Source organism: Gorillibacterium sp. CAU 1737 (genome assembly GCF_039888655.1).
Taxonomy (GTDB): Bacteria; Bacillota; Bacilli; order Paenibacillales; family NBRC-103111; genus Gorillibacterium.
In genome coordinates, this window is the sequence record NZ_JBDQQO010000003.1 from 265,685 (window position 1) to 286,421 (window position 20,737).

General features: G+C 57.4%; 18 protein-coding genes. 8 read left to right on the forward strand and 10 right to left on the reverse strand.

Translation table 11 applies throughout. The features are described 5' to 3' along the window. Nucleotides 1-159: 159 nt before the first annotated feature. Both AAFN83_RS08600 and AAFN83_RS08605 read left to right on the forward strand, forming a co-directional pair. Nucleotides 160-1,353: an MFS transporter gene (locus tag AAFN83_RS08600; protein ID WP_347768582.1), complete on the forward strand. Its 1,194-nt coding sequence runs from the start codon at nucleotides 160-162 to the stop codon at nucleotides 1,351-1,353. A 71-nt stretch (nucleotides 1,354-1,424) separates the two neighbouring features. Further along, nucleotides 1,425-2,084: a hypothetical protein gene (locus AAFN83_RS08605; protein ID WP_347768583.1), complete on the forward strand. Its 660-nt coding sequence runs from the start codon at nucleotides 1,425-1,427 to the stop codon at nucleotides 2,082-2,084. 197 nt (nucleotides 2,085-2,281) lie between these two features. Here AAFN83_RS08605 and AAFN83_RS08610 read toward each other — a convergent pair whose 3' ends face one another. The 4 genes from AAFN83_RS08610 to AAFN83_RS08625 form a co-directional block, all read right to left on the reverse strand. After that, nucleotides 2,282-2,623, reverse strand: coding sequence for a hypothetical protein (locus tag AAFN83_RS08610; protein ID WP_347768584.1), 342 nt, complete (start codon nucleotides 2,621-2,623; stop codon nucleotides 2,282-2,284). 156 nt (nucleotides 2,624-2,779) lie between these two features. Next, nucleotides 2,780-3,874: a glycosyltransferase family 2 protein gene (locus AAFN83_RS08615; RefSeq protein ID WP_347768585.1), complete on the reverse strand. Its 1,095-nt coding sequence runs from the start codon at nucleotides 3,872-3,874 to the stop codon at nucleotides 2,780-2,782. 273 nt (nucleotides 3,875-4,147) lie between these two features. Then, on the reverse strand, nucleotides 4,148-5,146 hold the full coding sequence (locus AAFN83_RS08620; RefSeq protein WP_347768586.1) for a polysaccharide pyruvyl transferase family protein: 999 nt from the start codon (nucleotides 5,144-5,146) through the stop codon (nucleotides 4,148-4,150). Further along, entirely contained in the window at nucleotides 5,143-6,726 is a 1,584-nt protein-coding gene (locus tag AAFN83_RS08625; protein ID WP_347768587.1) for a glycosyltransferase, read from the reverse strand. Before AAFN83_RS08625 ends, AAFN83_RS08620 begins: the two co-directional genes overlap by 4 nt. A gap of 230 nt (nucleotides 6,727-6,956) precedes the next feature. Between AAFN83_RS08625 and lepB the strand changes: the two genes are divergently transcribed. Further along, complete coding sequence (gene lepB / locus AAFN83_RS08630; protein WP_347768588.1) at nucleotides 6,957-7,511, forward strand: signal peptidase I; 555 nt, start codon at nucleotides 6,957-6,959, stop codon at nucleotides 7,509-7,511. A gap of 155 nt (nucleotides 7,512-7,666) precedes the next feature. After that, nucleotides 7,667-8,128, forward strand: a complete 462-nt coding sequence (locus AAFN83_RS08635) for a hypothetical protein (protein ID WP_347768589.1) — start codon at nucleotides 7,667-7,669, stop codon at nucleotides 8,126-8,128. A 168-nt stretch (nucleotides 8,129-8,296) separates the two neighbouring features. Here the strand turns inward: AAFN83_RS08635 and AAFN83_RS08640 are convergent, their stop codons facing one another. Next, the gene (locus AAFN83_RS08640) at nucleotides 8,297-8,518 is read right to left on the reverse strand and encodes a DUF378 domain-containing protein (protein ID WP_347768590.1); all 222 of its coding nucleotides are present in this window, start codon (nucleotides 8,516-8,518) and stop codon (nucleotides 8,297-8,299) included. A 168-nt stretch (nucleotides 8,519-8,686) separates the two neighbouring features. Here AAFN83_RS08640 and AAFN83_RS08645 point away from each other — a divergent pair, with 168 nt between their 5' ends. Further along, entirely contained in the window at nucleotides 8,687-9,220 is a 534-nt protein-coding gene (locus AAFN83_RS08645) for a VanZ family protein (protein ID WP_347768591.1), read from the forward strand. A 30-nt stretch (nucleotides 9,221-9,250) separates the two neighbouring features. Here the strand turns inward: AAFN83_RS08645 and AAFN83_RS08650 are convergent, their stop codons facing one another. Next, nucleotides 9,251-9,589 (reverse strand): L,D-transpeptidase, encoded by a 339-nt coding sequence (locus AAFN83_RS08650; RefSeq protein ID WP_347768592.1) that lies wholly within the window; start codon nucleotides 9,587-9,589, stop codon nucleotides 9,251-9,253. 137 nt (nucleotides 9,590-9,726) lie between these two features. On the opposite strand from AAFN83_RS08650, the gene AAFN83_RS08655 reads away from it, so the two are divergent. The 3 genes from AAFN83_RS08655 to AAFN83_RS08665 all read left to right on the forward strand — a co-directional run bounded on the left by AAFN83_RS08655 (nucleotide 9,727) and on the right by AAFN83_RS08665 (nucleotide 11,618). Then, nucleotides 9,727-10,155: an NfeD family protein gene (locus tag AAFN83_RS08655; RefSeq protein ID WP_347768593.1), complete on the forward strand. Its 429-nt coding sequence runs from the start codon at nucleotides 9,727-9,729 to the stop codon at nucleotides 10,153-10,155. A gap of 68 nt (nucleotides 10,156-10,223) precedes the next feature. After that, complete coding sequence (locus AAFN83_RS08660) at nucleotides 10,224-11,114, forward strand: SPFH domain-containing protein (RefSeq protein WP_481810497.1); 891 nt, start codon at nucleotides 10,224-10,226, stop codon at nucleotides 11,112-11,114. Nucleotides 11,115-11,213: 99 nt separating this feature from the next. Beyond that, a complete protein-coding gene (locus AAFN83_RS08665) occupies nucleotides 11,214-11,618 on the forward strand; it encodes a DUF2500 domain-containing protein (protein WP_347768595.1) in 405 nt (134 codons plus the stop codon). Nucleotides 11,619-11,791: 173 nt separating this feature from the next. Here AAFN83_RS08665 and AAFN83_RS08670 read toward each other — a convergent pair whose 3' ends face one another. The 4 genes from AAFN83_RS08670 to AAFN83_RS08685 all read right to left on the reverse strand — a co-directional run bounded on the left by AAFN83_RS08670 (nucleotide 11,792) and on the right by AAFN83_RS08685 (nucleotide 20,704). After that, the gene (locus AAFN83_RS08670; protein WP_347768596.1) at nucleotides 11,792-18,046 is read right to left on the reverse strand and encodes a 5'-nucleotidase C-terminal domain-containing protein; all 6,255 of its coding nucleotides are present in this window, start codon (nucleotides 18,044-18,046) and stop codon (nucleotides 11,792-11,794) included. Between the two features lie 266 nt (nucleotides 18,047-18,312). Then, entirely contained in the window at nucleotides 18,313-18,927 is a 615-nt protein-coding gene (gene udk / locus AAFN83_RS08675) for a uridine kinase (RefSeq protein WP_347768597.1), read from the reverse strand. A 428-nt stretch (nucleotides 18,928-19,355) separates the two neighbouring features. Next, nucleotides 19,356-19,538 carry a hypothetical protein gene (locus AAFN83_RS08680; protein WP_347768598.1) on the reverse strand — a complete coding sequence of 61 codons (183 nt, stop codon included), beginning with the start codon at nucleotides 19,536-19,538 and terminating at the stop codon, nucleotides 19,356-19,358. A gap of 377 nt (nucleotides 19,539-19,915) precedes the next feature. Next, nucleotides 19,916-20,704: a MetQ/NlpA family ABC transporter substrate-binding protein gene (locus tag AAFN83_RS08685; protein WP_347768599.1), complete on the reverse strand. Its 789-nt coding sequence runs from the start codon at nucleotides 20,702-20,704 to the stop codon at nucleotides 19,916-19,918. Nucleotides 20,705-20,737: the final 33 nt, after the last annotated feature.

A 20,737-nucleotide genomic window follows, 5' to 3' on the forward strand; every position in this document is an offset into this window, starting at 1 on the left:
TAATATATACATTAAATGAAGCCTGTCAATCCTCCTTTTTCCTCGTCGAGCGAGTAAGTCGGCGCCTTCTTATCAAGGGGCTGCTGGAGTTTTGGCCAAACGCACGCTATAGTGGGGAGAAAAGCCAATTTGCATCGATGCTCAAGGGAGGAACCTCTAGTGAAGACTGCACCATCCCCCGCCTACAAAAAAGTATTCTGGTCCGCCGGCTTCGGCTGGTTGTTCGATGCGATGGATGTCGGCTTGCTGTCGTTTATTCTTGTCCAGCTTACGACCGAGTGGGGCCTCACCCCTGCTGAAAAAGGGCTGCTCGGTACATTCACGACCGCCGGGATGGCAATCGGCGCGCCGCTTGGCGGAGTTTTGGCTGATCGGCTGGGACGCCGACCGATCTTTCTGATCACGCTCATTCTGTTTGGGGCGGCAAGCTTCGCGAGCGCCTTTTCACCGGGCCTTGCGTTCATGCTGGCCTGCCGTCTCATCATGGGCATCGGGCTCGGAGCCGAGCTGCCTGTCGCGTCCACATTGGTCAATGAGCTGGCGCCGCCCGACAAGAAGGGACAGGCTGTCGTGCTCTTGGAAAGCTTCTGGGCAGGAGGCTGGATGGCCGCGGCCATCCTCGCCTATTTCGTTATGCCGGACTACGGCTGGCGAGCGGCCGTCATCGTCGGCTCTCTTCCGATTGCTTACGCTGTGCTCATCCGGCGAACGATTCCGGAGACCCGGCAGCCGAAGCTTCATCCGAAGGTTCCGCTTCGCTCTCTCTTCCGCGAGCATGGCCGCCGCACCGCTGTGCTCTGGACCGTCTGGTTTTCCATCGCCTTTTCGTACTACGGCATGTTCCTGTGGCTTCCGTCGGTGCTGGTCGGCAAAGGGTTCACCACGATCAACAGCTTCAAATACGTCATGCTCATGACGCTGGCGCAACTGCCCGGCTACTTTGTCGCCGCCTGGCTGGTGGAACGCTGGGGACGCCGTCCTACGCTCGCGCTCTTTCTAGCGTTCACGGCGGTCTGCGCCGTCTTCTTCGGCGAAAGCACCTCCACCGCAGCCCTCCTCACCTGGGGGGCCCTCCTGTCCTTCTTCAACCTGGGAGCCTGGGGCGCTTTGTATGCGTACACCCCGGAGAATTACCCGGATGAGGTGCGCGCCTCGGGGGCGGGCTTTGCCTCCGGCTTCGGCCGAATCGGCAGCGCCATCGCTCCGTACCTGGTCGGGGTTCTTGTGAGCCGAGCGTATTCCTATGGGGCAATCTTCAGCCTCTTTGCCATCGTGCTCGGAATTGGCGTTGTGGTCCTGGTGCTCTTTGGGAGGGAAACCCGAGCCACGGCCTTAGAAAAGGCGTCCGGCTGATTTCATCAGCCGTCTCTTGCTCCTTCTCTTCCTCATAAAATGAGAGGAATGAAGAGAAGGAGGGATGAACAATGTCAAAGGCGCGAGCGAGAGGCCGTTGTCGTCCGTTCTGTCTCTGGTTCATTCTGTCACGCCGTTTCTGGCGGGAGTGGTTCGAATGGCAGGGACGGGTTGAGGAACGCCTCGCGGCGGTGGAAAAAGAGCTTGCGCGGCAAGACCAGCGCCTCCGGGAGACGAACGCTCGGGTACGGAGGCTGGAGGTCGCCGTAGAGGGCCTGACGTCGGCTGAAGCGCTGCAACGCCTGTTTCGAGATGGAGAAGGCAAGAAGTGGACGCTCTACACCGGTTCAGGACCGCTTGAGGGCACACTCTTGTTTGCTGGGGAGGATTACGTTCTTCTTCGCGAAACGATGGGGGACGAGGTCTACGTTCCGTATGCAGCAATCGATTCCGTCACACCCCCTTCCGATGGGCCGGAGGAGAGTCTGCGACGGTCAGGTGAGGCTTTGCATAGGATAGCGGCCCCGCCAAGGCTTATCGAGGCACTCGACAAACAATCGGGCCGAGAGGTTGAGGTCTTTCTCGCCGATTCGTTCTACAGCGGTACCTTGCTGGAAGCAGCAGACGGCTTCATGACCGTAGCTTCCGATACCGGCGGCTATGCCCCTTCCGATGTGAAAATCCTGATTCCGCTTCATGCCATTCAGTTTGTTCGTGGTCTAGCGGAGTAGTTGGCCGTTCTATGGAAAAGAAGTCCCTTTTTCCTTTTTCCGGTATACTGGAGAAAAGGAGGGACTCTTTTCTTTTGCTGCCCAAACAAAACCGGAATGAGTGGGACTTGCTCCCGCTGGAGAAGTTGGAATCGGTGTGCTTTGCCCCTTTGATTGAAGAATACAAAAGGCGAATGACGGACTCTTCGAGCATTTCCTCATCCGATGGGATGAAGGCTTTTTTTAGGGATCTGACAAAGGGACAGCAGGGCTTGTTTTCGTTTCAAGTCTACTTCCTTCATGCCATCCAGTCTTTCGAGGAATTTTACTGGTGGAGCGCCTATTTTGTAGCTCAGCCCCAAAGATGGAGGGCGGTTATGGCTGGCCTTCACGATTTCGAGGACGAGGAGATGCAGGCGCTTCTTGGTGAAGTAAAGAGCATATTGGTTGCGTTCCATCACCCGACGAGCCTGGATGGGTTTCAGGTGACAAGGGAGGAATTGGGGCGAAATGTTAAGCTTCGGGGGGCGATAGGCTCCTTGCATGATCGATTCCGCCAACAGGCCCCTTCCACTTTGTTCCGCATTCGAACCTACATTCGAACTCATCCACACGAGTTTCTGACATTTGATGACTAAAGAACGGCATGCAAAGGAGGGATTTCCTTCCGTGGCATGCCGTTTGTTGGTAGAGGCGGGCGGAACTCCTGCAAGGAATCAAGGCCGCCATTCTGCCTTCCAGGCGGCATAGCTAGCCTTGGCTTTAGCCGTTTGGCTCGTACTTCCCCTGCGCAGCCTTCGATGATAAAGGGGAGCATCCATGGGGAGAATTGGCAGGCTCGCATGAAGGAAGCGGGCGAGCATCTGCTGGTCCTCGTAGAGCCTCCCCTCGCTGGGGTCATCCGTCCGCCATCCTCCAAGCGAGCGGAGGGCGGATGTTCGAAACAAGCGAGGAGCGGTGACCGCGCCTTGCTCCAGGAAGGCGTGCCAACCGCCTTCCTGGGACGCCGGCCGGCTCCAGCCCGGCTGCGGCATGAGCTCGCCGCGCGAGGTCTCGCGCCACAGCCGATGACCGGCGACAACGGCCTGCGGCTCAGCGCGGCGGAGAGGGCGGAGCCCATGCCCCCGAGCTGCAGAGAGGAGCTGCGCCAGGGCGTCGGGCGGCAGCCAATCATCGGCGTCGAGCTCGAGCAGCCAGTCGCCGGCGGCATGAGCTAGAGCCGCATTCAACGCGTGCGCCTTCCCCCGATTAAGGGGAAGGCGGAGCAAGCGAATGCGCGAATCCCGCGGCAGACGAGGAAGCTGGGGAGCCTGCGACGGCGATGATCCATCATCGACAAGGAGCAGCTCCCAGCCCGGGTCCGTCTGCCGCTGCACGGAGTAGATCGCCCACGGCAGATAGCGCGCATCGTTGTGCACACAGAGCGCGATGGTGACGGCAGGCCGGCCGGTGTCGCAGGAACCGGCATCAGAGGTCGGCGGGCGGAGCAGCTCGGCGAGAACCGGGAGAAGCCACTCCCGGCGCGGGGTGGCATCCAGCACATCTCGTGCGAAGGGAGAGAGCTCCCCGAAGGAGGTACGATTCAGCCGAACGATCGAGCGCTCATTCGCGGCCTTAACCGTTGTGCCTGCATAGAGCAGGTGAAGCTCATCGTGGGCGGCGAGAAGAGCGGACAAAGCTTGCGTCACCCTTCCCTCCCGGAGGGCTTCCTCGGGAAGGCGAACGACGCGGGAAGCCAAGCCGAGGGCATAAGCTTCTCGCTCCGTTCCGAATCCGGCGTCGGTTCGAGTCGGCAGAATGACGAACAACATGCGGGTACCTCCTTTTTCGAGTGTGGGGAGCCTTTACCCGTTCCCTATGTTTCGGCAGACGATCGTCGAAAGAGGAGAAGAAGGGGGCTGAATCTCAATGGCTTTCCGTATCCACAGCCTCCCGAATCGACAACCTCAGCTGCTTCCATACGCGGCATACCTTCCCTCGACACCGACACCGATTGCAGTCGAGCGCTGGATCATTTCCCAGGAAATGTCGTTTTCTCTCCTGTAGCATGCTGTGCCAGCGTGTGGATGTCGCGTGAGGTCAGGTCACTCTGCCTCGATCTCCCGGCGCAGCTCGGCAAAAGCCGCCTCCGCTTCCCGCTCGGTCTGTCGCAGGAGCGGGGCTGCGGCCTGCAGGCGGGTCTTCCCTTCGGCAAGGAGCCGCCGCAGACCGGCTTCGATGCGGCCTGCCGCACTCTCGTCCGGCTCAAGGAAATCCTCGAGCCCGAACCGGCTCAGCAGGCTTTTTACCTTGCCCTGCTTGCTCACGCAGAAGGCAGGCACCCCTCCGCGCAGAGCGGCGAGCGTCGGATGGAGCTTGAAGCTGAGCAGGAAGTCGCAGCGCTGGATCGCCGCATAGATCAGCTCCAGCTCATACTCCGGCTTGAAGACCGTCGCGGATGCTCCAGGCTCGCGCAGAATGCGGTCCAGCAGCGCCGTACATACGCCATAATCCGCATAGATATTGGCGCTGTGATTTACCGCAGGAAGAAGCAGAATGTGGAAACCTTCCGCGGAGAGCCGGCCCAGGGTTGCGCCCAGGCTTTCCAGGGGAAAACCGGAATAGGCATGCACGCATACCCCGAGGGAAGGGCGTGTCGAGAAGGGGCGGATCGGAAGGGAAGCCCCGCGATAGGCAAAGACCGGGTCCGGGATGGTGCGGATGCGGGAATGAAGGCGAATTCGTTCCGCAATGGCGGCCGAACGCTCATCCCGAAGCCAGATGCCATGAGCCCCGGACAACCGCCTTCGGTAGCGGTCCACCTCTCGCTCGGGCCAGGTTGCCTCCGGGTAAGCATCAACGATGCCTACGCCGAACACCCAGGTCGGTTTTGCTTGAAGCACCGACGGGAAGTAATAGCTGGCGAAGGAATAGGGGACGATCAGATCGCCGCCGCCGATAAGGACGGCATCGACCGCAGCCGGATCAAATGAAGGGTGCCAGGCGAAGACTTCGTGTCCGGCCAGCTGCTGGCGATAAGTGAGCAGGAACAGCTCGTCGCCAAAGTTGCCCATTCCATAATAGCCGCAGGCTGCAATTCTCATGCCCTCTCCTCCTTGGTTTTCCATTGCCGCAGCAGGGTGAACTGGGGATGATCCATCCGGAACGGATAGGAGATGTCCGCAGACAGCTGAAGCAGGTACCGTCCTTGTTTGGGAAGCGCGTCGAGGAGGGAGGTAATGTCCAGCACGAGGCTGTCATCTGCGCTGCGTTTGAGCGGGAGGGTTCCAAGCGAGCGGCTCTCCGGCTTCGACCGATCGGTGAGACGTTCCAATGGGACGGAGGCGTCCGCCCAGGCCAGCTTGACAGTCGGCAAGGATTCCGGCGCCCCGCCTGCGGGAACGGCCGCCTCGAATTCCAGATAGGCCCGGCGAAGCGCGCCGTTTCCTTGGAAGAATCGGCTGTCCACAAGCAGGAAGGTGGAGTATTCTCCCCCGGGAGGATGGCCAATGTAGGGTGGGTCCTGCACGAGGCAGACATCGGCGTAATACGAATTAACCGTGCGGAAGCGAAGAGGCACTTGCTTGGTGAAGTACGCCGCCCATTCCTCCACCGGAAGGCGGGAGGACTGTCTCCAGCCGGCACAGTGCCGATCGAGAGCCTCTGCCGCTGTACGATATCTCTCCTGCCACGAGAAGGCTTTCGCGTAGGCGGATCTCTCTGCTCTTTCCTGGCTTTGCGTGGGTTTTCCTACGCAGGCTTTTTTCAGCAAGCGAACAAAATCCTCCTCGGATGCCGCCGTGGCAACATAGGGCTGCAGCGGCAGCACCTCCGGCAGAGCGGACGAGACAACCGGCTTCCCCGCCGCAAGGTATTCGTACACCTTAACCGGGTTGGTGCTCTGCGTGATGCGGTTCAGGTGAAACGGAATGATGCACACCTGCGTCATGGCGAGCAGAGCGGGCAATTCGTCGTAGCTCCGGTAGCCCAGCATGACGACATTCGGGCCGAGCGGCCCCGTCTCCTCGCGAAGCGAAGGTCCGGCAATGTAGAACAGCGCTTCCGGCATGATCGCTGCCGCCGAGCGAATCCACTCCTCATTCACCCAAGGCGCCCAGGCGCCGATATAGCCGATCACCGGTCCCGGATGGTTGGCTACCCGCTGCCAGACTTCTTCGCAGGCGGCTTCTTCCGCTCTCCGATGGGTTCCGGTCAGCACCGCGGCAAAATGCTCGTGATCGCAGCCGTTCGGGACAAGACAGAGCGGGTGCTTGGGGAGCAGATGTCGCATTTTGGTTTCGAGATGGGCCGCCGTGCAGACGATTAAGTCGGCATTGGCCGCGTATTGCCGCTCCTCCTCGTCCCAGTCTGGAAAGTCGTCGACGCAGTCGTAAACCGTATAATCGGCATGGACGCGGCGAGCCTGGGGAAGACGGCGGCTCCAGGATGTCCAGAACAATCGGCTTTCCCGGGGGAGATGAGCGATCAGCTCGTCCTCAAAAGCTTGGGCATGTCGAATGACCGCGATGCCGGGCTCCGGGTACTCGATCACCTGTCCATCTTGAGCCTGCTTGTTGTAGAAGAGAACGGAGTGCCCGTCCCGGGCAAACTGCCGCATCAGCTGCTGAGGCCGCTGGGTCATGTAGGACCAATCCAGGGTTGGGGGATAAAGTATCGTTCCCATAGAGGCGCTCCTTTCACATAGGTCCGGCCGCAGGATTCACCTTGCAGGCCGGATGGTTTAGCGTATGGCTCGAACCGCCGACCCGAAGCGGCCATCGTGCCTGCATCCTTCCCCAAAATGTGCCGAAAAACCGAAAATTGGTTCTTCCTACCTGTTTTGCTGCAAACGGCTCCGGGTATGAAGGGAGTAAAGGAGTCGTCAAAAGCCTGATGGACAGGAGGAATGTCCGCATGCGGTTCATCCGTTGGAAAAGCCTGCTTCTCTGCTTCGTCGCTGCCGTCCTCTTTGGGATCGGAGTGAAGACGTATGTGGCGGAGGGAATTGTCGTTCCCACGGGATCGATGCTGCCGACCATTCAGGAAAACGACCGTTTTCTGATCGAGAAGCTCGTTCCCCTCACTCGTTTTGAATTCGGAGACATCGTCGTGTTCTACCCTCCGGTTCCCGAGAAAGAGAAGGAGCGCTTCATCAAACGGCTGATCGGCTTGCCCGGGGATACGATCGAGGTGAAGGAAGGGTCCCTTTACCGCAACGGGGAGCAATGGAACGAGCCTTACCTGCAGGAAGAGATGACCTACACCTTCGGGCCGGTCACCGTTCCTTCCGGGCATTACTTCATGCTTGGCGACAACCGGAACATCAGTTACGATTCTCATTTGTGGGAAGATCCGTTTGTTCCGCGCGACCAGCTCATCGGAAAAGTCGTTTGCCGATTTTATCCGTTTAGCGATTTTTCGACCATGCAGACCGCGAGTGCCACCCTTCAGCAAGAGGCGGTCGAGTAAGCTTCATCCCGATCGTAAGCATGCGCCGACTCCTTCGAACGAAAGGGGAACCCCAAATGTGTGAACCGAAGATTTCGAGGGTAAGGTAAGGGTATGAGGGGCTGATTCCGAGAAGCCTCTGCCAATCTGATTTCGAGGAAAGGGGAACGCGCGCGATGACCAAGAAAATACAAGCCTATTTTCAAACAGAGAGTGATGCCTTGTCCGCCAACACCAAAATCCAGGCGTACGGCGCGGAATATCTGGAAGTATCTGAGCTGCCCGAAAACCTGGGGGGAGAGACGCGACTGCTGATCCCCTACGCAGCAGGAATGCAGGCTGGTGGAACGCCGGGATCTGTAGGCGGTTATGCGGCCGGCTCTGCAGGACCGGTCGATACGACGGGAAGAGCGGCTGTCACCTCCCTTGCCCTGGACGCCTATGATGAGGGGGAGCGCACCTCGATCGGGCAGGATCGGGAGGCCGGAGGGCGAGTAGAGGATGCGGAGGACACCTATTTCGACGGTGATCGCTCCAGCCTCCGCTACGTGATGGCGGCTACGGTGAAGGATAAAGTGTACCGCGATGTGGTCCGAATCATCCGGGAAAGCGGAGGATATGTAGAGGTCTTCGGTTAAGAGGGCGTTCTAATGGAATACAAGCAACCAGAGGCAGTCGGCGGACTGCCTTTTTATGGGGAAAATCGCCTTCTCCTGCATAGAAAAAGACAGAGCGAACGAAGCCCGAAAAAGAGGCTTGTCCGTTCTGTCTTTTCCTTTTTCGTAAAACTGACAACTTGCTTGGGATTAATGGCGAACTTCTGTCCGATCATCCTCGGCAACTTTTCCGTAGAGAACGAAGCTGTAGATAGCCGCCAACCCCACGATGACAAAGATGACCCGAGCCAAGGTGCTGTCCATGCCTCCGGTCAAGCCGCCCACCAGATCCCACTGGAACAAGCCCACCAAGAGCCAGTTCAGGCCGCCGATGATGAGAAGGGTCAGGGCGAGCACGTTCAAGCTTTTCATCGAACGATTACCTCCTTATGGCTGTCTTAAGCATGTCTTCCGCTATCAGTATGAGTCATCCGCCAGTTTCTATGCATGATGCTTCCGGCCATTCCCGAGAAAAGCGTCTTCTCCCCGGAGTGGCCATAAGGTACAATAAGGATGGGGAACGGGAAAGGAGTGGCTCCATTGAACCCGCGCTCATCCGCCCGAAAACCGGGCATTCGGTGGTTACGTTTTTTCCTGGTGTTCGCCTGGATGGGGATGATCTTTTATTCCTCCAGTCAGCCTTATCACAAGCAAAACCTTCAGCCCGAAATTCATCGGTGGCTCCCCGACCAGGTGGTGGAGAACCACTTTTCCGAAATCCGCTTTTCCTATGCGGGTAAAGAAATCAGCGTTGACGCGCTGGGGGCTCCCGCGTTTGTCGAATTTTTTATTCGGAAGGGAGCTCATTTTGGCGCATACGCCGGCCTGGCTTTGCTTCTGTCTTGGGCGATTGCCCCGCTTGTCCGCTCCCGCTTCGTTCTCTTGCTGCTCCCTGTAGCCGTCGGGCTTGCCTATGCGGCGTCGGATGAAATCCATCAGTACTTTACCGGGGATCGAACGCCGCTCGTGCAGGACGTCCTGATCGATGGGACAGGAGCGCTCGCCGGGGTGCTTCTCTACACACTGGGAAGCATTATCGCACAAGCTCGGCGCAGGCGTCGTACCGCTCGCTGAATGCTTAGCAGCGCTGGTACCCCTTTCCCCCTAAGGCCGTATGGTGACCGGGGTGCCGATCGTCACTTGAGAGGCCAACTGCAGCACATCGGTATTGTACATCCGAATGCAGCCGTGGGAGACCAAGTGTCCGATCGAAGAGGGATCATTGGTACCGTGAATGCCGTAGTGCGGCTTGGAGAGGCCCATCCAGAATACCCCAAACGGTCCTCCGGGATTGGGGTGCTTGTTCACGATGGTGAACTCGCCCACCGGGGTTTGGGTGACCATGCGGCCGATTCCGACCGGATAGCCGCGTAGGACGATGTTGTCTTCCAGCAAGTAGAGCATCCGATCCGAAAGATCGACGATGATTCTTCGGTTTGGCATAGGGACGTACCCCTTCCGTATAGATCTTCCTCTTACGGTATGCCGAACTGAAAATAGGCGTGCGGGGAAAGTTTTTGATACTTTTTGCAGGCAATCGCGTATGAATCCAGTATAAGCATTCAGCGGAGGTGATGGAGATGGGTTGGGTCATCTGGTTGGTGATTGCGGTGTGCTTGTTGGTGGCTGAAATCTTCAGTCTGACGTTTTATCTGCTCTGGCTTGGCGTAGGGGCGCTCGTGGGTGGATTGGTGGCACTGGTGCTGCCAGACTTCTACCTGGTGCAGGTCTTGTTGGCCGGCATAACGGCCGTGGGGCTTACGGTGTTCACGAAACCGCTTACGAAGAGGTTCCGTTCATCGCGGGGATTCCGGGATGCCATCGATGATCTCGTTGGCAAGCAAGGGGTAGTGCTGGAAGGGACCGGGGAGAACGGGCTCGGGATCGTTCGGGTTGGCAACGAAACGTGGAGCGCCCGGTCGGATCAGCCGCTCGCAGCGGGAGAACCGATCATCATTGTTCATCGGGGCAGCACGGTAGTCGAAGTTCAAAAATGGGGAGGCGTATAAGAATGGGAGATAACGTAAGCTTGGTCATTATTGGAGTGGTCATCCTCCTGGTAGTCGTCATCGTCGGCATGACAATTAAGGTCGTTCCGCAACAACGCGTAGGGGTAGTGGAGCGCCTCGGGAAATTCCACCGGCTGCTGACGCCGGGTCTGAATATCCTGATTCCAGTCATCGAGCAGGTTCGCACGTATCACGACCTGCGGATTCAACAGGCGAATGTTCCGCCGCAGACGGTCATCACCAAGGATAACGTGCAGGTGCAGATCGACAACATCATCTTCTATCAAGTGGTAGGACCGGAACAAGCCACCTACGGCATTCTCGACTACGTCTCCGGGGTGCGTAACATCACCACCGCGACGCTACGTCAGATTATCGGGAAGATGGAGCTCGACGAGACGCTCTCCGGTCGGGAAAAGATTTCGTCGGAAATGCGCGTAGCCCTCGACGAAGCGACGGAAAAGTGGGGCGTGCGCATCGAGCGCGTCGAAGTCGTGGACATCAAGCCGCCCATTGATATTCAAGAAGCGATGGATAAGCAGATGAAGGCGGAACGGAGCAAGCGGGCCATCGTGCTGGAAGCGGAAGCCGCCAAGCAGGATATGATCCTGCGGGCAGAAGGCGACAAGCAGAGCAAGATCCTGAAGGCCGAAGGGGAGCGCGAAGCGCGCATTCGGCAAGCGGAAGGTCTTCGCAAGGCACAAGAGCTGGAAGCCCTTGGGCAAGCATCTGCTATTCAGTCGGTAGCCGAGGCCGAGAAGGCACGGATCGAGATGCTGAAGCAGGCCGGTCTGGACGAAAACGTCCTCGCGTACAAATCGTTCGAGTCCTTGAATGAAATCGCCAAGGGACCGGCGAACAAGGTGTTCATCCCGACGGGAGCCATGGACACGCTTGGCAGCATGGGAGCTATCGGCGAAGTGTTCAAAGCGAAGGCAGGCAAGGAAGCCGGCAAATAAGACGGTATCGTAAGGCAACGGGGGGAACGTACAGCAAGATCCACCATCAGGCCAGATCCCTTTGAACGGGGTCTGGCCTTTGGTATAGGAGGAAGAGAGATGGGCTTTGGAGGATTTGACGGGCCTGGAGGTTTTGGCGGAATGATGTTCACTCTTATTCCTGTCATTGTCATAGCAGGATTTGTGATCGTGTTCGGATTGATTTTGTTCAGCGCGGGAAAAGGGATCAGCACCTGGTCCCGCAACAATCGCATGCCGGTGATAACGACTCGCGCACGGCTGCTCACGAAGCGGACGGATTATTCCCATCGGTCCGACCCGGATGGGGCCGGTCCGATGGGGGGGCATGGGTCGACGAGCTACTACCTCACCTTTGAAATGGAGAACGGGGAGCGGATTGAATTTCAAGTGAACGGACAGGAATTTGGGCTGTTGGTAGAAGGCGATACGGGAGATTTGACGCTTCAGGGAACCCGATACCATAGCTTCCGGCGGTACTTATAAGCGAAGAGACCGTTTGGTACGATAGCGAAGCGATTTCGAAGGAATGGATCGCCCGGTAACAAAAGCCGGCATGGTTTGATTCAACAAAAGACAAGGCGCCTTTCCCGCAAGCGGGAGAGGCGCCTTGTTTGAATAGGGATGAATCGGATGAATCATGATGCGGTGGCTGCGGATTAGAAGTCGAAGCTCAGAAGATCGAGCATCCGCTTCACAAGGGCTGCGGCTTCTGCCCGGGTGGCAGTGGCTTGAGGACGGAAGCGGGCTTCCGTATCCCCCTTCACCAAACCGAGAGCGGACAACTCCTTGACTGCATCGGATGCCCATGCCGGGATGGCGGCGCCGTCCTGGAAGGAGGTACTGCTTGCCTTGCCGGAGTATACGGCAAGGGCCATAGCCCGATGCGTCATGGTGGCCATCTCCGCCCGGCTGATTCGAGCGTTCGGGCGGAACGTTCCGTTCTCATATCCGGAGACGATGCCTGCTTCAGCAGTTGCCTGGACGGAAGCCGAATACCAATCGCTTGCCGCCACATCGGAGAAGCGAGGAGCCTCGCCGGAAGCGGTGAGACCGAAGGCGCGGACAAGCATCGCGGAGAACTCCGCACGCGTCAAGGCTGCGTTCGGGTCAAAGCTCGTGCTGCTCTTGCCCTGTACAATCAAGCGTGCGGCGAGCGATTCAACTTCCGATTTGGACCAGTGACCGGTCAGATCGGAGAAGGACGCGCTGCTTTGAAGGGCAAGGTACGTGCTGTTGCTGCGGCTGTAAATACGGATGAGTCCGTTCTCGGTGCGGAACGGAACCGGCTCCAGGGTGAGCGTGCCGTTCGCCTTCAGCTCGGCACGAACGACAGCCAGACTGCCCGAGGTTCCGCTCGCTTTCAATGCCCGCTCTACGTATTGGTTGAAGCGGGTCAGCTCGGTCACCTTCCCGTCTTCCCCCGTAACCGTCACCTGGAAGTCGGCTGCGGCCAGGACCGTTTTTCCAGCTTGCTTCGCTTGGGTGATGGCTGCCGATTGGGAGCTGACGGTGAACGTGAGACTAATCCTTCCATCCGGCGAGACCCCCGATGCGGCGAGCTGAGCAAGCGGCAGATGATAATCGCCGAGCGGTGTCGTGAAGACGAGCGTCGTGAGGCCGGTATGCGCCGAGAGAGCGGCGAGGGCTGCACGATCGACAGTAACCTTCACCTCATCCGCAGACGGGCTGTTCGCAACGTTCAGCTCAAGCTGGGTGGTCTTTTTGCCAGCGAGGGCGTCCTTCACTTGCTTTTCCGACACGGTGACCGCTGCAACTTGCTTGCCCTGGGTAGTGATGACTTCAGGCGTCAGGCTCACGACAACCGGTGCGGACGGAGTCGCAGTCGGCGTTGGCGTCGGAGTTGCCGTCGGCGATGGAGTTGAAACAGGTGAAGTCGGGTTGCTGGTCGGCGACGGGCTGGTGGAAGGCAACGGATTGCCCTTCAGGTCCACGATCCGGCCTTCCACTCCGCTGTTGGCTGCGGTTACCTTGCCCAGCTTAACCAGGTAGCGGGTGAAGACCTCATAATCGGGCAGGTACAACAGGTTCACTCGCCCGTCTTTGTAGGCTTTGGCGAAGGAGTCATAGAAATCCCCGCCTTGGGCCGTGAAGGCATTGGTGGCGAGCACATACGTCTTCGCGAGGTCGAGCGGGCGGTAAACGCCGTCTTCCTTCACTTCGATGCGCTGAATGCGGCTGCCCGCTGCCTTGGTCGAATCATAGTAGAATCGCATGCCGGCTACATGCGGGAAGCGTCCGTCGGCTGCAGGGATCTTGGAGACCCCGTTTTCCAGGGCGTCCTTCAGCTCCTGACCGGTTACCGAGATGGTGACCAGATCGTTGTTGAACGGGAGGACGGTCAGCACTTCCCCTTGGGTGACGGGACCTGCATCAATCGAGGCGCGGATGCCCCCGCCATTCTGCAGGGCGATCACGGCACCGGACTTCGCTTCCTGGGCTGCACTCAGCATGCCGTCGGCGATCAAGTTGCCGAGATTGGTTTCCTTGGTCCGCACATTCTCACGCAGGCCATCCAGGACGATGTCGGATTGTCCGACGACCTGGGAGGACATTTCGACGATGCCTGGCTTGTATTTCGTATCGAGAATGGTTTTGGCTTCTGCATCCTCTGGAATATCGTACGTTTTGCCGTCTGATTTCTGATCGATGGAGATGAGCGTTTCATCCCAGTCAAGCAGATCGCCGTTCTCATCAAAGCGGACATTCAGTTTGCCGAGGAACAAGCCCTTTTCCCCGGTTTGCACGATGAGGGTAGGAGCGGCATGGCTGTTGTCCACGACTGCCTCATCCAGTTTCGTGTGGGTATGACCGCCTACGATGATGTCGATGCCTTCCACCTGCTTGGCGAGGTTCAGGTCGACATCGTAGCCGAGGTGGCTCACGGCGATGATCTTGTTGATGCCCTTCGCCTGCAGAGCGGCGACGGTTTCCTTGGCCTTCTTCACATGATCCTCGAAGGTGACGGCTCCCGGAGAAGAGATGTTCGCCGTATCCTCCGTGGTGAGCCCGAAGATGCCGATGGATTCACCCTGTACGTTCTTGATGATGGCGGGATAGATGCGGCCCGCCTGAGCGGTGTTCGTGATTTCGTTCGTCACCCGCTTGCTCAGCAATTCGTCTGCCGAGAAATTGACGTTCGAGGAGACGAACGGGAACTTGGCCTTGTTCATAAAGGTATCCAACACTTGAGAACCCTTGTCAAACTCGTGGTTACCAAAGGTCATGGCGTCATATCCGACCAGGTTCATGAATTCGAGATCGGCGAGACCATCATATTTGTTGAAATAGAGCGTGCCGGAGAAGACATCCCCCGCATCAAGCAGGAGCGGCGTTCCCCATGTTTTTTCCTGCTTGATGGCCGTAACCCGACGCAGGATGTTGTTCGGAGAGTTGGTCGTATCCAGATTGGCATGCGTGTCGTTGGTGTGCAGAATCGTGAGCGGGAAGCCGTCCTCATGCTTCAGGTCGATCTGGGCGACAACGGGATCATGATCCGATACCCGTCCCTTGGAAGGGGCGAAGTCGGCGTTCAAATGGACGACGTCCACTTCGGACAGAGCCGTCAGGTTCCGGCTGACGAGAATATGATCGAGTACCTGAGAGTTGCCGTCGTACGTGTAAGTGTAGCGTTCATTGGCCGGCAGCTTGTCAATCAGATTGTTCAATTCGTTTCCTTTCAAAAGCTTGGCCGTATCGGTGAACTGGAAGTCGTTCAGATCGCCGAGAGCCACGATATTCGCGTTTGGATTCGCGTCCAGAATGCCTTTGACGAATCCGTTCACGACCTTGGCGATTTCATGGCGCTGCTGCTCGCTTGCGAGCGTAGGCGGTTGAAGGATGCCGAAGGGCTTCGTGTCGCCCGATTTGGAATTGAAGTGGTTCGCAATGACGATGACCTTCTCGCCTTGGAAGACAAACTGGGCCGCGAGCGGCTTGCGCGAGCTGTTGAAGGCGGAGTTCGTCGGATCGATGCGGCCCGGGTTCATCGTGAGCTTGTCTTGGGCGGCGTCATAAGCGACGGCTGTGGTTGCCGTTCCCTTGGTGCCGCTCACGGCTTCCGCCAGGGAGACGCGAGCGGGATTGTACAGGAAGCCGACACGGATGTTGCCTCCCGGCGCCCCACCGTCTTGATTGTTCACCGGGGCGATGTCCGTGTAGAGGTACTCCGGACCGCCGGCGGCTTTGATGGCGGCAATGAGAGCGGCGGCGCCTTGATCGGCGTCCACAACGCCGTTGTCCTTCTCTCCGTTGTTGTCCTGCATTTCCACCAGGCCGATGATGTCGGGTTTGCTCATGTTTTGTGCGATGGAAATCCCCAGCTTATTGATCTTGTCAGGGCTTGTTGCCGCGCTGAAATTCTCGATGTTGTAGCTGGCGATGAGCAGCTTGGCGGCATCCGGTTTCAGCGTGAGGGTTTCCGGCTTCCAGGAGCCTTCCTGAATGGATGGCAGGGAGCCGGCGGCCGGAATAACCTTGAAGGCCCCGTTATTGTAGCCGATAACTCCGTTCACATCGGCGCTAAAGGTATCGCCGGTGTTCACTTCTTGACCCGGGTTGCCGTACGAGATGATGAGTCGCTGCGGGTTCAGGTTGTCTTCCCCCTTCAGCACGAGGCCTCCAGCGGGAGAGATCAGGTCTCCAGCGCCATTGTCGACGCGGGTGGCGATGTTGTAGAGCAGGCTGCTGCCCGAGCCGCTCGTCCAATAGGGACTGAGAATGGTCGGCTTCGGCAACTGCACGCGCATTCCTTCGAGCGATTCGAAGAAGTCGATGGCATCCTCTTGCGGATCGAACTTGCCAAAGCTGTCATTGTCGATAATCGAAGAAGGAAGGGGTCGTCCATTCTTGCCGAGAACGATCGGTGCGGGCAGATCGTTCTTTTGAGAGAGGACGGAGAAGGTAGTGGGAACAAGCTGAGTGGTGGTCAGGTTGTCACCGCTGCCCTCGTTGTATTCCGTTACACTGCCGTCGACGGAAACCAGATCGCCGATAGCGGGTTTCTTGGCTTCGTCTGTGGAATAGACGAGAATGGCATCGGATGTGTTGACGTTGCCATCACCGATGGCATCCTGCATGTAAAAGCCTTTGTAGGCGCCGGTAGCGAAGGTGTAGGCATATTGGGTTACGATGCCTTTAATGGCCTTCACTTGTTGACCGGCGAATTTCGAGTTGTGGGTCTCTCCCTGAATGTCGAAGATCTTCAGTTCAGAGGGGACTGCTTCGTAGGAGAAGCTGTACACCGAGCTGACTTCTTGCCCCAGCACCGCGATGGCCTTGAGGGTGATGTTCTTCGTGATGACGATTGGGGTGCTGTACACCGGGCTGTTCACCGTAGGATTGGTTCCGTCTACGGTGTAGTGAATGGCGGCTCCTACGGTTGGGCTCGTCAGGGCAACGGAGTTGCCGGTTACGATCACACCGGAGCCGGGTGTTGCGATGACGGAGAAGGTGTCCTTGATCAAGGAGCCTTCATTCAGCGGAATGAATTGATAGTTCGTGTTGTATTGCTCAACCACTCCAATGATTTTGCTGAAGGTCGCTCCCGGCTGAAGGGCAGGGAGGGAGGAGTAAATGATGAACGATTGACCGTTTTCCTCGGCGGTTACGTTCGAGCCGTTCTTCTCCTTGATGGTGACGTTCTCCAGATAGACGAGCTGGCTCTCTACGCTCTCGCCCTTGGCAGGGGCAAGATCGGCAGCACTGACTTTCTTAGGAGCCGGGGCTCCGACGCCAGCTTGCGTTACTTTCGGTGCGGCAAGATCGTTCTGCACCTTGATTTCTTGAAGGTTGTTGAAATAATCAAGGGTGCCTTGTACTTCTACGCGGTCTCCCACCTGGGCAAAATCCGGGAATCCGTACAGGAGAAGACCGGCGGTGCCGTCTTGAATGTAGGTTTTAGCACCGTTCTTGTGGGTGATGACCCCTTCGGTCCAGACGTTGATTTCATCCTGAAACGCTCGTGCCTCCGCTACCGTGGTTTTCTCCAGAAGGCTGTAGGAAAGATTGGACGTGTTGCTGTTGACAAACCCCGGCGCGGCCGCATAGGTTGCGATCGTCACGGAGCCGTTCAGCGTGAGAGGGGCGTCATATTTGATGAACCCGTTGCCGGTATTGGCATAGACGACCGAACCGACCGTGGAGGAGCTGAGCGAGATGGAAGTCCCGGCCGGCCAACGGTTCGGCTGCGGGTCAGCCGTGACGGCTGCGGCCTTGTTGGAAGGCTCCGGCACATAGCTGCTATTCCGCGGCGAAGGGGTTCCGGCCGTGAAATCGGTGCTGTTGTTGTCGGTATCCAGGCCGCGATTTCCGGCTGGAGCACCTGCAACGGCAGCCTCGCCGCGAATGGCGGCGGTGGAGTTGCCGAGGCCGGGGCCCGAAGCGGCTTCGAAGTCCACGCCGTCTACGCCGCCGGTGATGGTTCCATACCCAACCAGGTCAATGAGGGAATCGGCCGCATTGCGCAGGGAAACCTTGCCCTTCGTTCCGCTCAAATCGAGCGAACCGGCGGCATCGGGAGCGACCGGCAGATCGGCACCGTTTGCTGTGGCATTGCCGACTTCCTTGATCAAGTAATAGCTGCCGGCCTTAATGGTTCCGGTCAGGTCTGTGGATTGAGTAAAGCCGCCGCTCTTGCTAGCGGATCCGTAGTAGACCTTCCACCCGTCGAGGCTGATGTCGGAATCAGTAGGATTATAGAGTTCGATGAAGTCGTTCTTGTAGACGGCTCCGCTGTTGCCGCCGCCGCCGTAAAGCTGGCTGATGACCACTTGCTGACCGTCCGGTAAAGCGAGGACCCTGGACAAGCCGTAAGGCAGCAGGGAACTGGCGAGCAGGGCTACAGCAAGCATCAAGCTGAGAGGCTTCTTCGTCTTGTGCCAAACGAATTTCATTCTTCGCGTTCTCTCCTTTATTATCCAGATATGTGCTCGTCCAGTATACTAAAGCATTGTTAGGAGAGAGGCAACGGAATGTGAAGAACATCTAAAGATACCAAAAAGTCAAAAAACGCCTCCTGCCTGAAGTGAGCACGCAACCGGATTCCGGCCAATCGGCCGTCATGGGGGTTGCATGCCCGCTCTATGCAGAGAGGCGCTTAAGAATAAGAGAAGTCAGGTTAACCGAAGGTCAAGCCGGCGAACCATGTGGTTCGCATCGGCTACAAGTCGGACAGGTAACGCTCGATGCGGGCTGTGATGAAGGAAATCCCAATCTCATTTTCCCCGCCTTCGGGGATGATGATGTCGGAATATTTCTTGGACGGTTCGACGAAGGCATCGTGCATCGGCTTCACGGAATGCATGTATTGCTCATGCACGGATTCGAGCGTCCGGCCGCGCTCGTTGATGTCGCGAAGAATGCGGCGGAGAATGCGGACGTCGGATTCCGTATCGACGAAAATCTTGATGTCGAGCATATCGCGAAGCTCCTTGTCCACCAGGACGTGCATCCCTTCCAGGATGATGACGGGACGATCCTCGATGCGCTCCGTGCGGGAAGACCGCGTATGGGTCGTAAAATCATACGTCGGCATATCGATGGGGACCCCCGCCCTCAGCTCCAGCAGCTGTTGGATCAGAAGGGTATTGTCAAAGGAATCCGGATGGTCGTAGTTGATATGGGTCCGTTCCTCGAAGGTGAGAGCGGAGCCGTCATTGTAATAATTGTCCTGCGAGATCAAGGCGACGTTGTCTTCCCCGAGCCTCTCAATGATCGAGCGGGCGACGGTTGTTTTTCCCGATCCGGTCCCGCCGGCAATTCCAATAATAAGCACGTAAATCCTCCTAAGAGCTTGGTATGAAACCGGGTATCGAACCGGTTGGACGAGTTTCTTCATGCCGGAAGGAGCTTGCGGTCCGTTCGCAGGCAAAAATCAGCGGCGTGTAAACGCGCTGTAAAGGTCCATGCATGACTCAAATTGTAACATAGCGGAGGGAAGCGGGACAATATAAGGAAAGCTTTTGCAGCAAGCTTCACGGCCGCTGTCGAAAATTGGACATAACCAAGCTGAACAAGGGGAAAAATCGGGGAAGGCCCTCGGCACAACCGCTGCTGGATAGGAGAGGGGAGCCGTACCGCGACAAAACAAAAAAAGACCGGGACGGCATCACGGCTTGTCGCCTGATGCTCCCGGTTTTGTTGGTTTTGTAATGTTGGTGATGAGGCGTGCATGCTCCCGATCGGGAGGCCCTTGCCGGCTTCTTAAACGGGAATGCGAAGCTTGCTCATCTCCGTTTTTACGAGCTGGGTGAGTTCATCCTCGTATCCTTTGGTGATCCGGTACTTGCGAACGAAATCGTTCACGAAGGCCCGGGCGTCTTTCGGCTGATAAATGCGGGCGAGTTCAATCAGGCTTTCCTTTACTTCATCGGTTTTCTTGGCCACTACGGTTTCCTCCCCATGAGTCGCAGTTTATGAAGCCTGTATCTCTAAGATATACAAAGCAAGGCAGACTTAGAAATCATTAAACCGAAACCGGCATTTTCAAACCGTTAGGCCCTATTGTATCATATTTGATTCTGACCGTGGAGGATTTGTGCGAAAATTAAGAAAATGACCTAGAGCGTGTTTGCAAGCCCGTGGAACGGTCGAATCGCTGTGATGCAATCGCTTGAAGATCAGCTATTTTAGGCTATAGCCGAGCGACATCACGGCGAAAAAGAGCGTCATAGCGGAGCCCCCAAGTCTCGTCTCTCTGAGAATAGCTAGTGAAAAAGCCACCCGCTCATTTCAGAAATGAGGGGTGGCTTTTGGGTGCTAACTCAGAATGCGGGAACGATGGCTTCGCCGTATTTCTCTTGGATGAACTTCTTCACGTCTTCGGAGTTGAGGATCTTGGCCAGCTTTTGGATGGCGTCGGAGTCCTTGTTGTCTTCACGGGAAACGAGGATGTTCACGTAAGGCGAATCTTTGTCTTCCAGCACCAGGGCGTCCTTGGACGGAGACAGCTTGGCTTCGAGAGCGTAGTTGGTGTTGATGACGGCGGCATCCACTTCGCTGAGCGTACGCGGGATCATGCCGGCGTCCAGCGCCTTGAAGGTCAGGTTTTTCTTGTTCACGGTGATGTCGGCTTCCGTAGCGGAGTAGCCAACGCCATCCTTCAGCTCAATCAGACCGGCTTTGGCGATCAGAAGAAGCGCGCGGCTGAAGTTACTCGGATCGTTGGGAACGGCGATGGTGGCGCCGTCTGCCAGCTCGTCAAGCGACTTGATCTTGCTGGAGTAGAGGCCGATCGGCTCGATGTGGACGCCGGCCACGTTGACGAGGGTCAGGTTGCGTTCCTTGTTTTGCTGCTCGAGGTAAGGAACGTGTTGGAAGAAGTTTGCGTCCAGCTCCTTCTCGGCCACTTGGGTGTTCGGAAGCACATAGTCATTGAAGACCTTCACTTCCAGCTTGATGCCTTCTTTTTCGAGGGCGGGCTTGATGTGTTCGAGGATCTCCGCATGCGGAACCGCCGTCGCTCCGACCTTGAGCGTCTTATCGGATTTGCCGCAGGCGGCCAAACTTGTCGCGAGAACCAGGGTAACGCCGAGTGCCAACCATTTTTTCATGTAGAACCCCTCCAAATGATTTGTTTTGTAGAG

Bases quoted from the DNA above. Each gene is read 5' to 3' on its own strand.
- AAFN83_RS08605 (WP_347768583.1), top strand. From the start codon at position 1,425: ATGTCAAAGGCGCGAGCGAGAGGCCGTTGTCGTCCGTTCTGTCTCTGG.
- AAFN83_RS08615 (WP_347768585.1), bottom strand. From the start codon at position 3,874: ATGTTGTTCGTCATTCTGCCGACTCGAACCGACGCCGGATTCGGAACG.
- AAFN83_RS08620 (WP_347768586.1), bottom strand. From the start codon at position 5,146: ATGAGAATTGCAGCCTGCGGCTATTATGGAATGGGCAACTTTGGCGAC.
- AAFN83_RS08625 (WP_347768587.1), bottom strand. From the start codon at position 6,726: ATGGGAACGATACTTTATCCCCCAACCCTGGATTGGTCCTACATGACC.
- lepB (WP_347768588.1), top strand. From the start codon at position 6,957: ATGCGGTTCATCCGTTGGAAAAGCCTGCTTCTCTGCTTCGTCGCTGCC.
- AAFN83_RS08635 (WP_347768589.1), top strand. From the start codon at position 7,667: ATGACCAAGAAAATACAAGCCTATTTTCAAACAGAGAGTGATGCCTTG.
- AAFN83_RS08640 (WP_347768590.1), bottom strand. From the start codon at position 8,518: ATGAAAAGCTTGAACGTGCTCGCCCTGACCCTTCTCATCATCGGCGGC.
- AAFN83_RS08650 (WP_347768592.1), bottom strand. From the start codon at position 9,589: ATGCCAAACCGAAGAATCATCGTCGATCTTTCGGATCGGATGCTCTAC.
- AAFN83_RS08655 (WP_347768593.1), top strand. From the start codon at position 9,727: ATGGGTTGGGTCATCTGGTTGGTGATTGCGGTGTGCTTGTTGGTGGCT.
- AAFN83_RS08660 (WP_481810497.1), top strand. From the start codon at position 10,224: ATGACAATTAAGGTCGTTCCGCAACAACGCGTAGGGGTAGTGGAGCGC.
- AAFN83_RS08665 (WP_347768595.1), top strand. From the start codon at position 11,214: ATGGGCTTTGGAGGATTTGACGGGCCTGGAGGTTTTGGCGGAATGATG.
- AAFN83_RS08670 (WP_347768596.1), bottom strand. From the start codon at position 18,046: ATGAAATTCGTTTGGCACAAGACGAAGAAGCCTCTCAGCTTGATGCTT.
- AAFN83_RS08685 (WP_347768599.1), bottom strand. From the start codon at position 20,704: ATGAAAAAATGGTTGGCACTCGGCGTTACCCTGGTTCTCGCGACAAGT.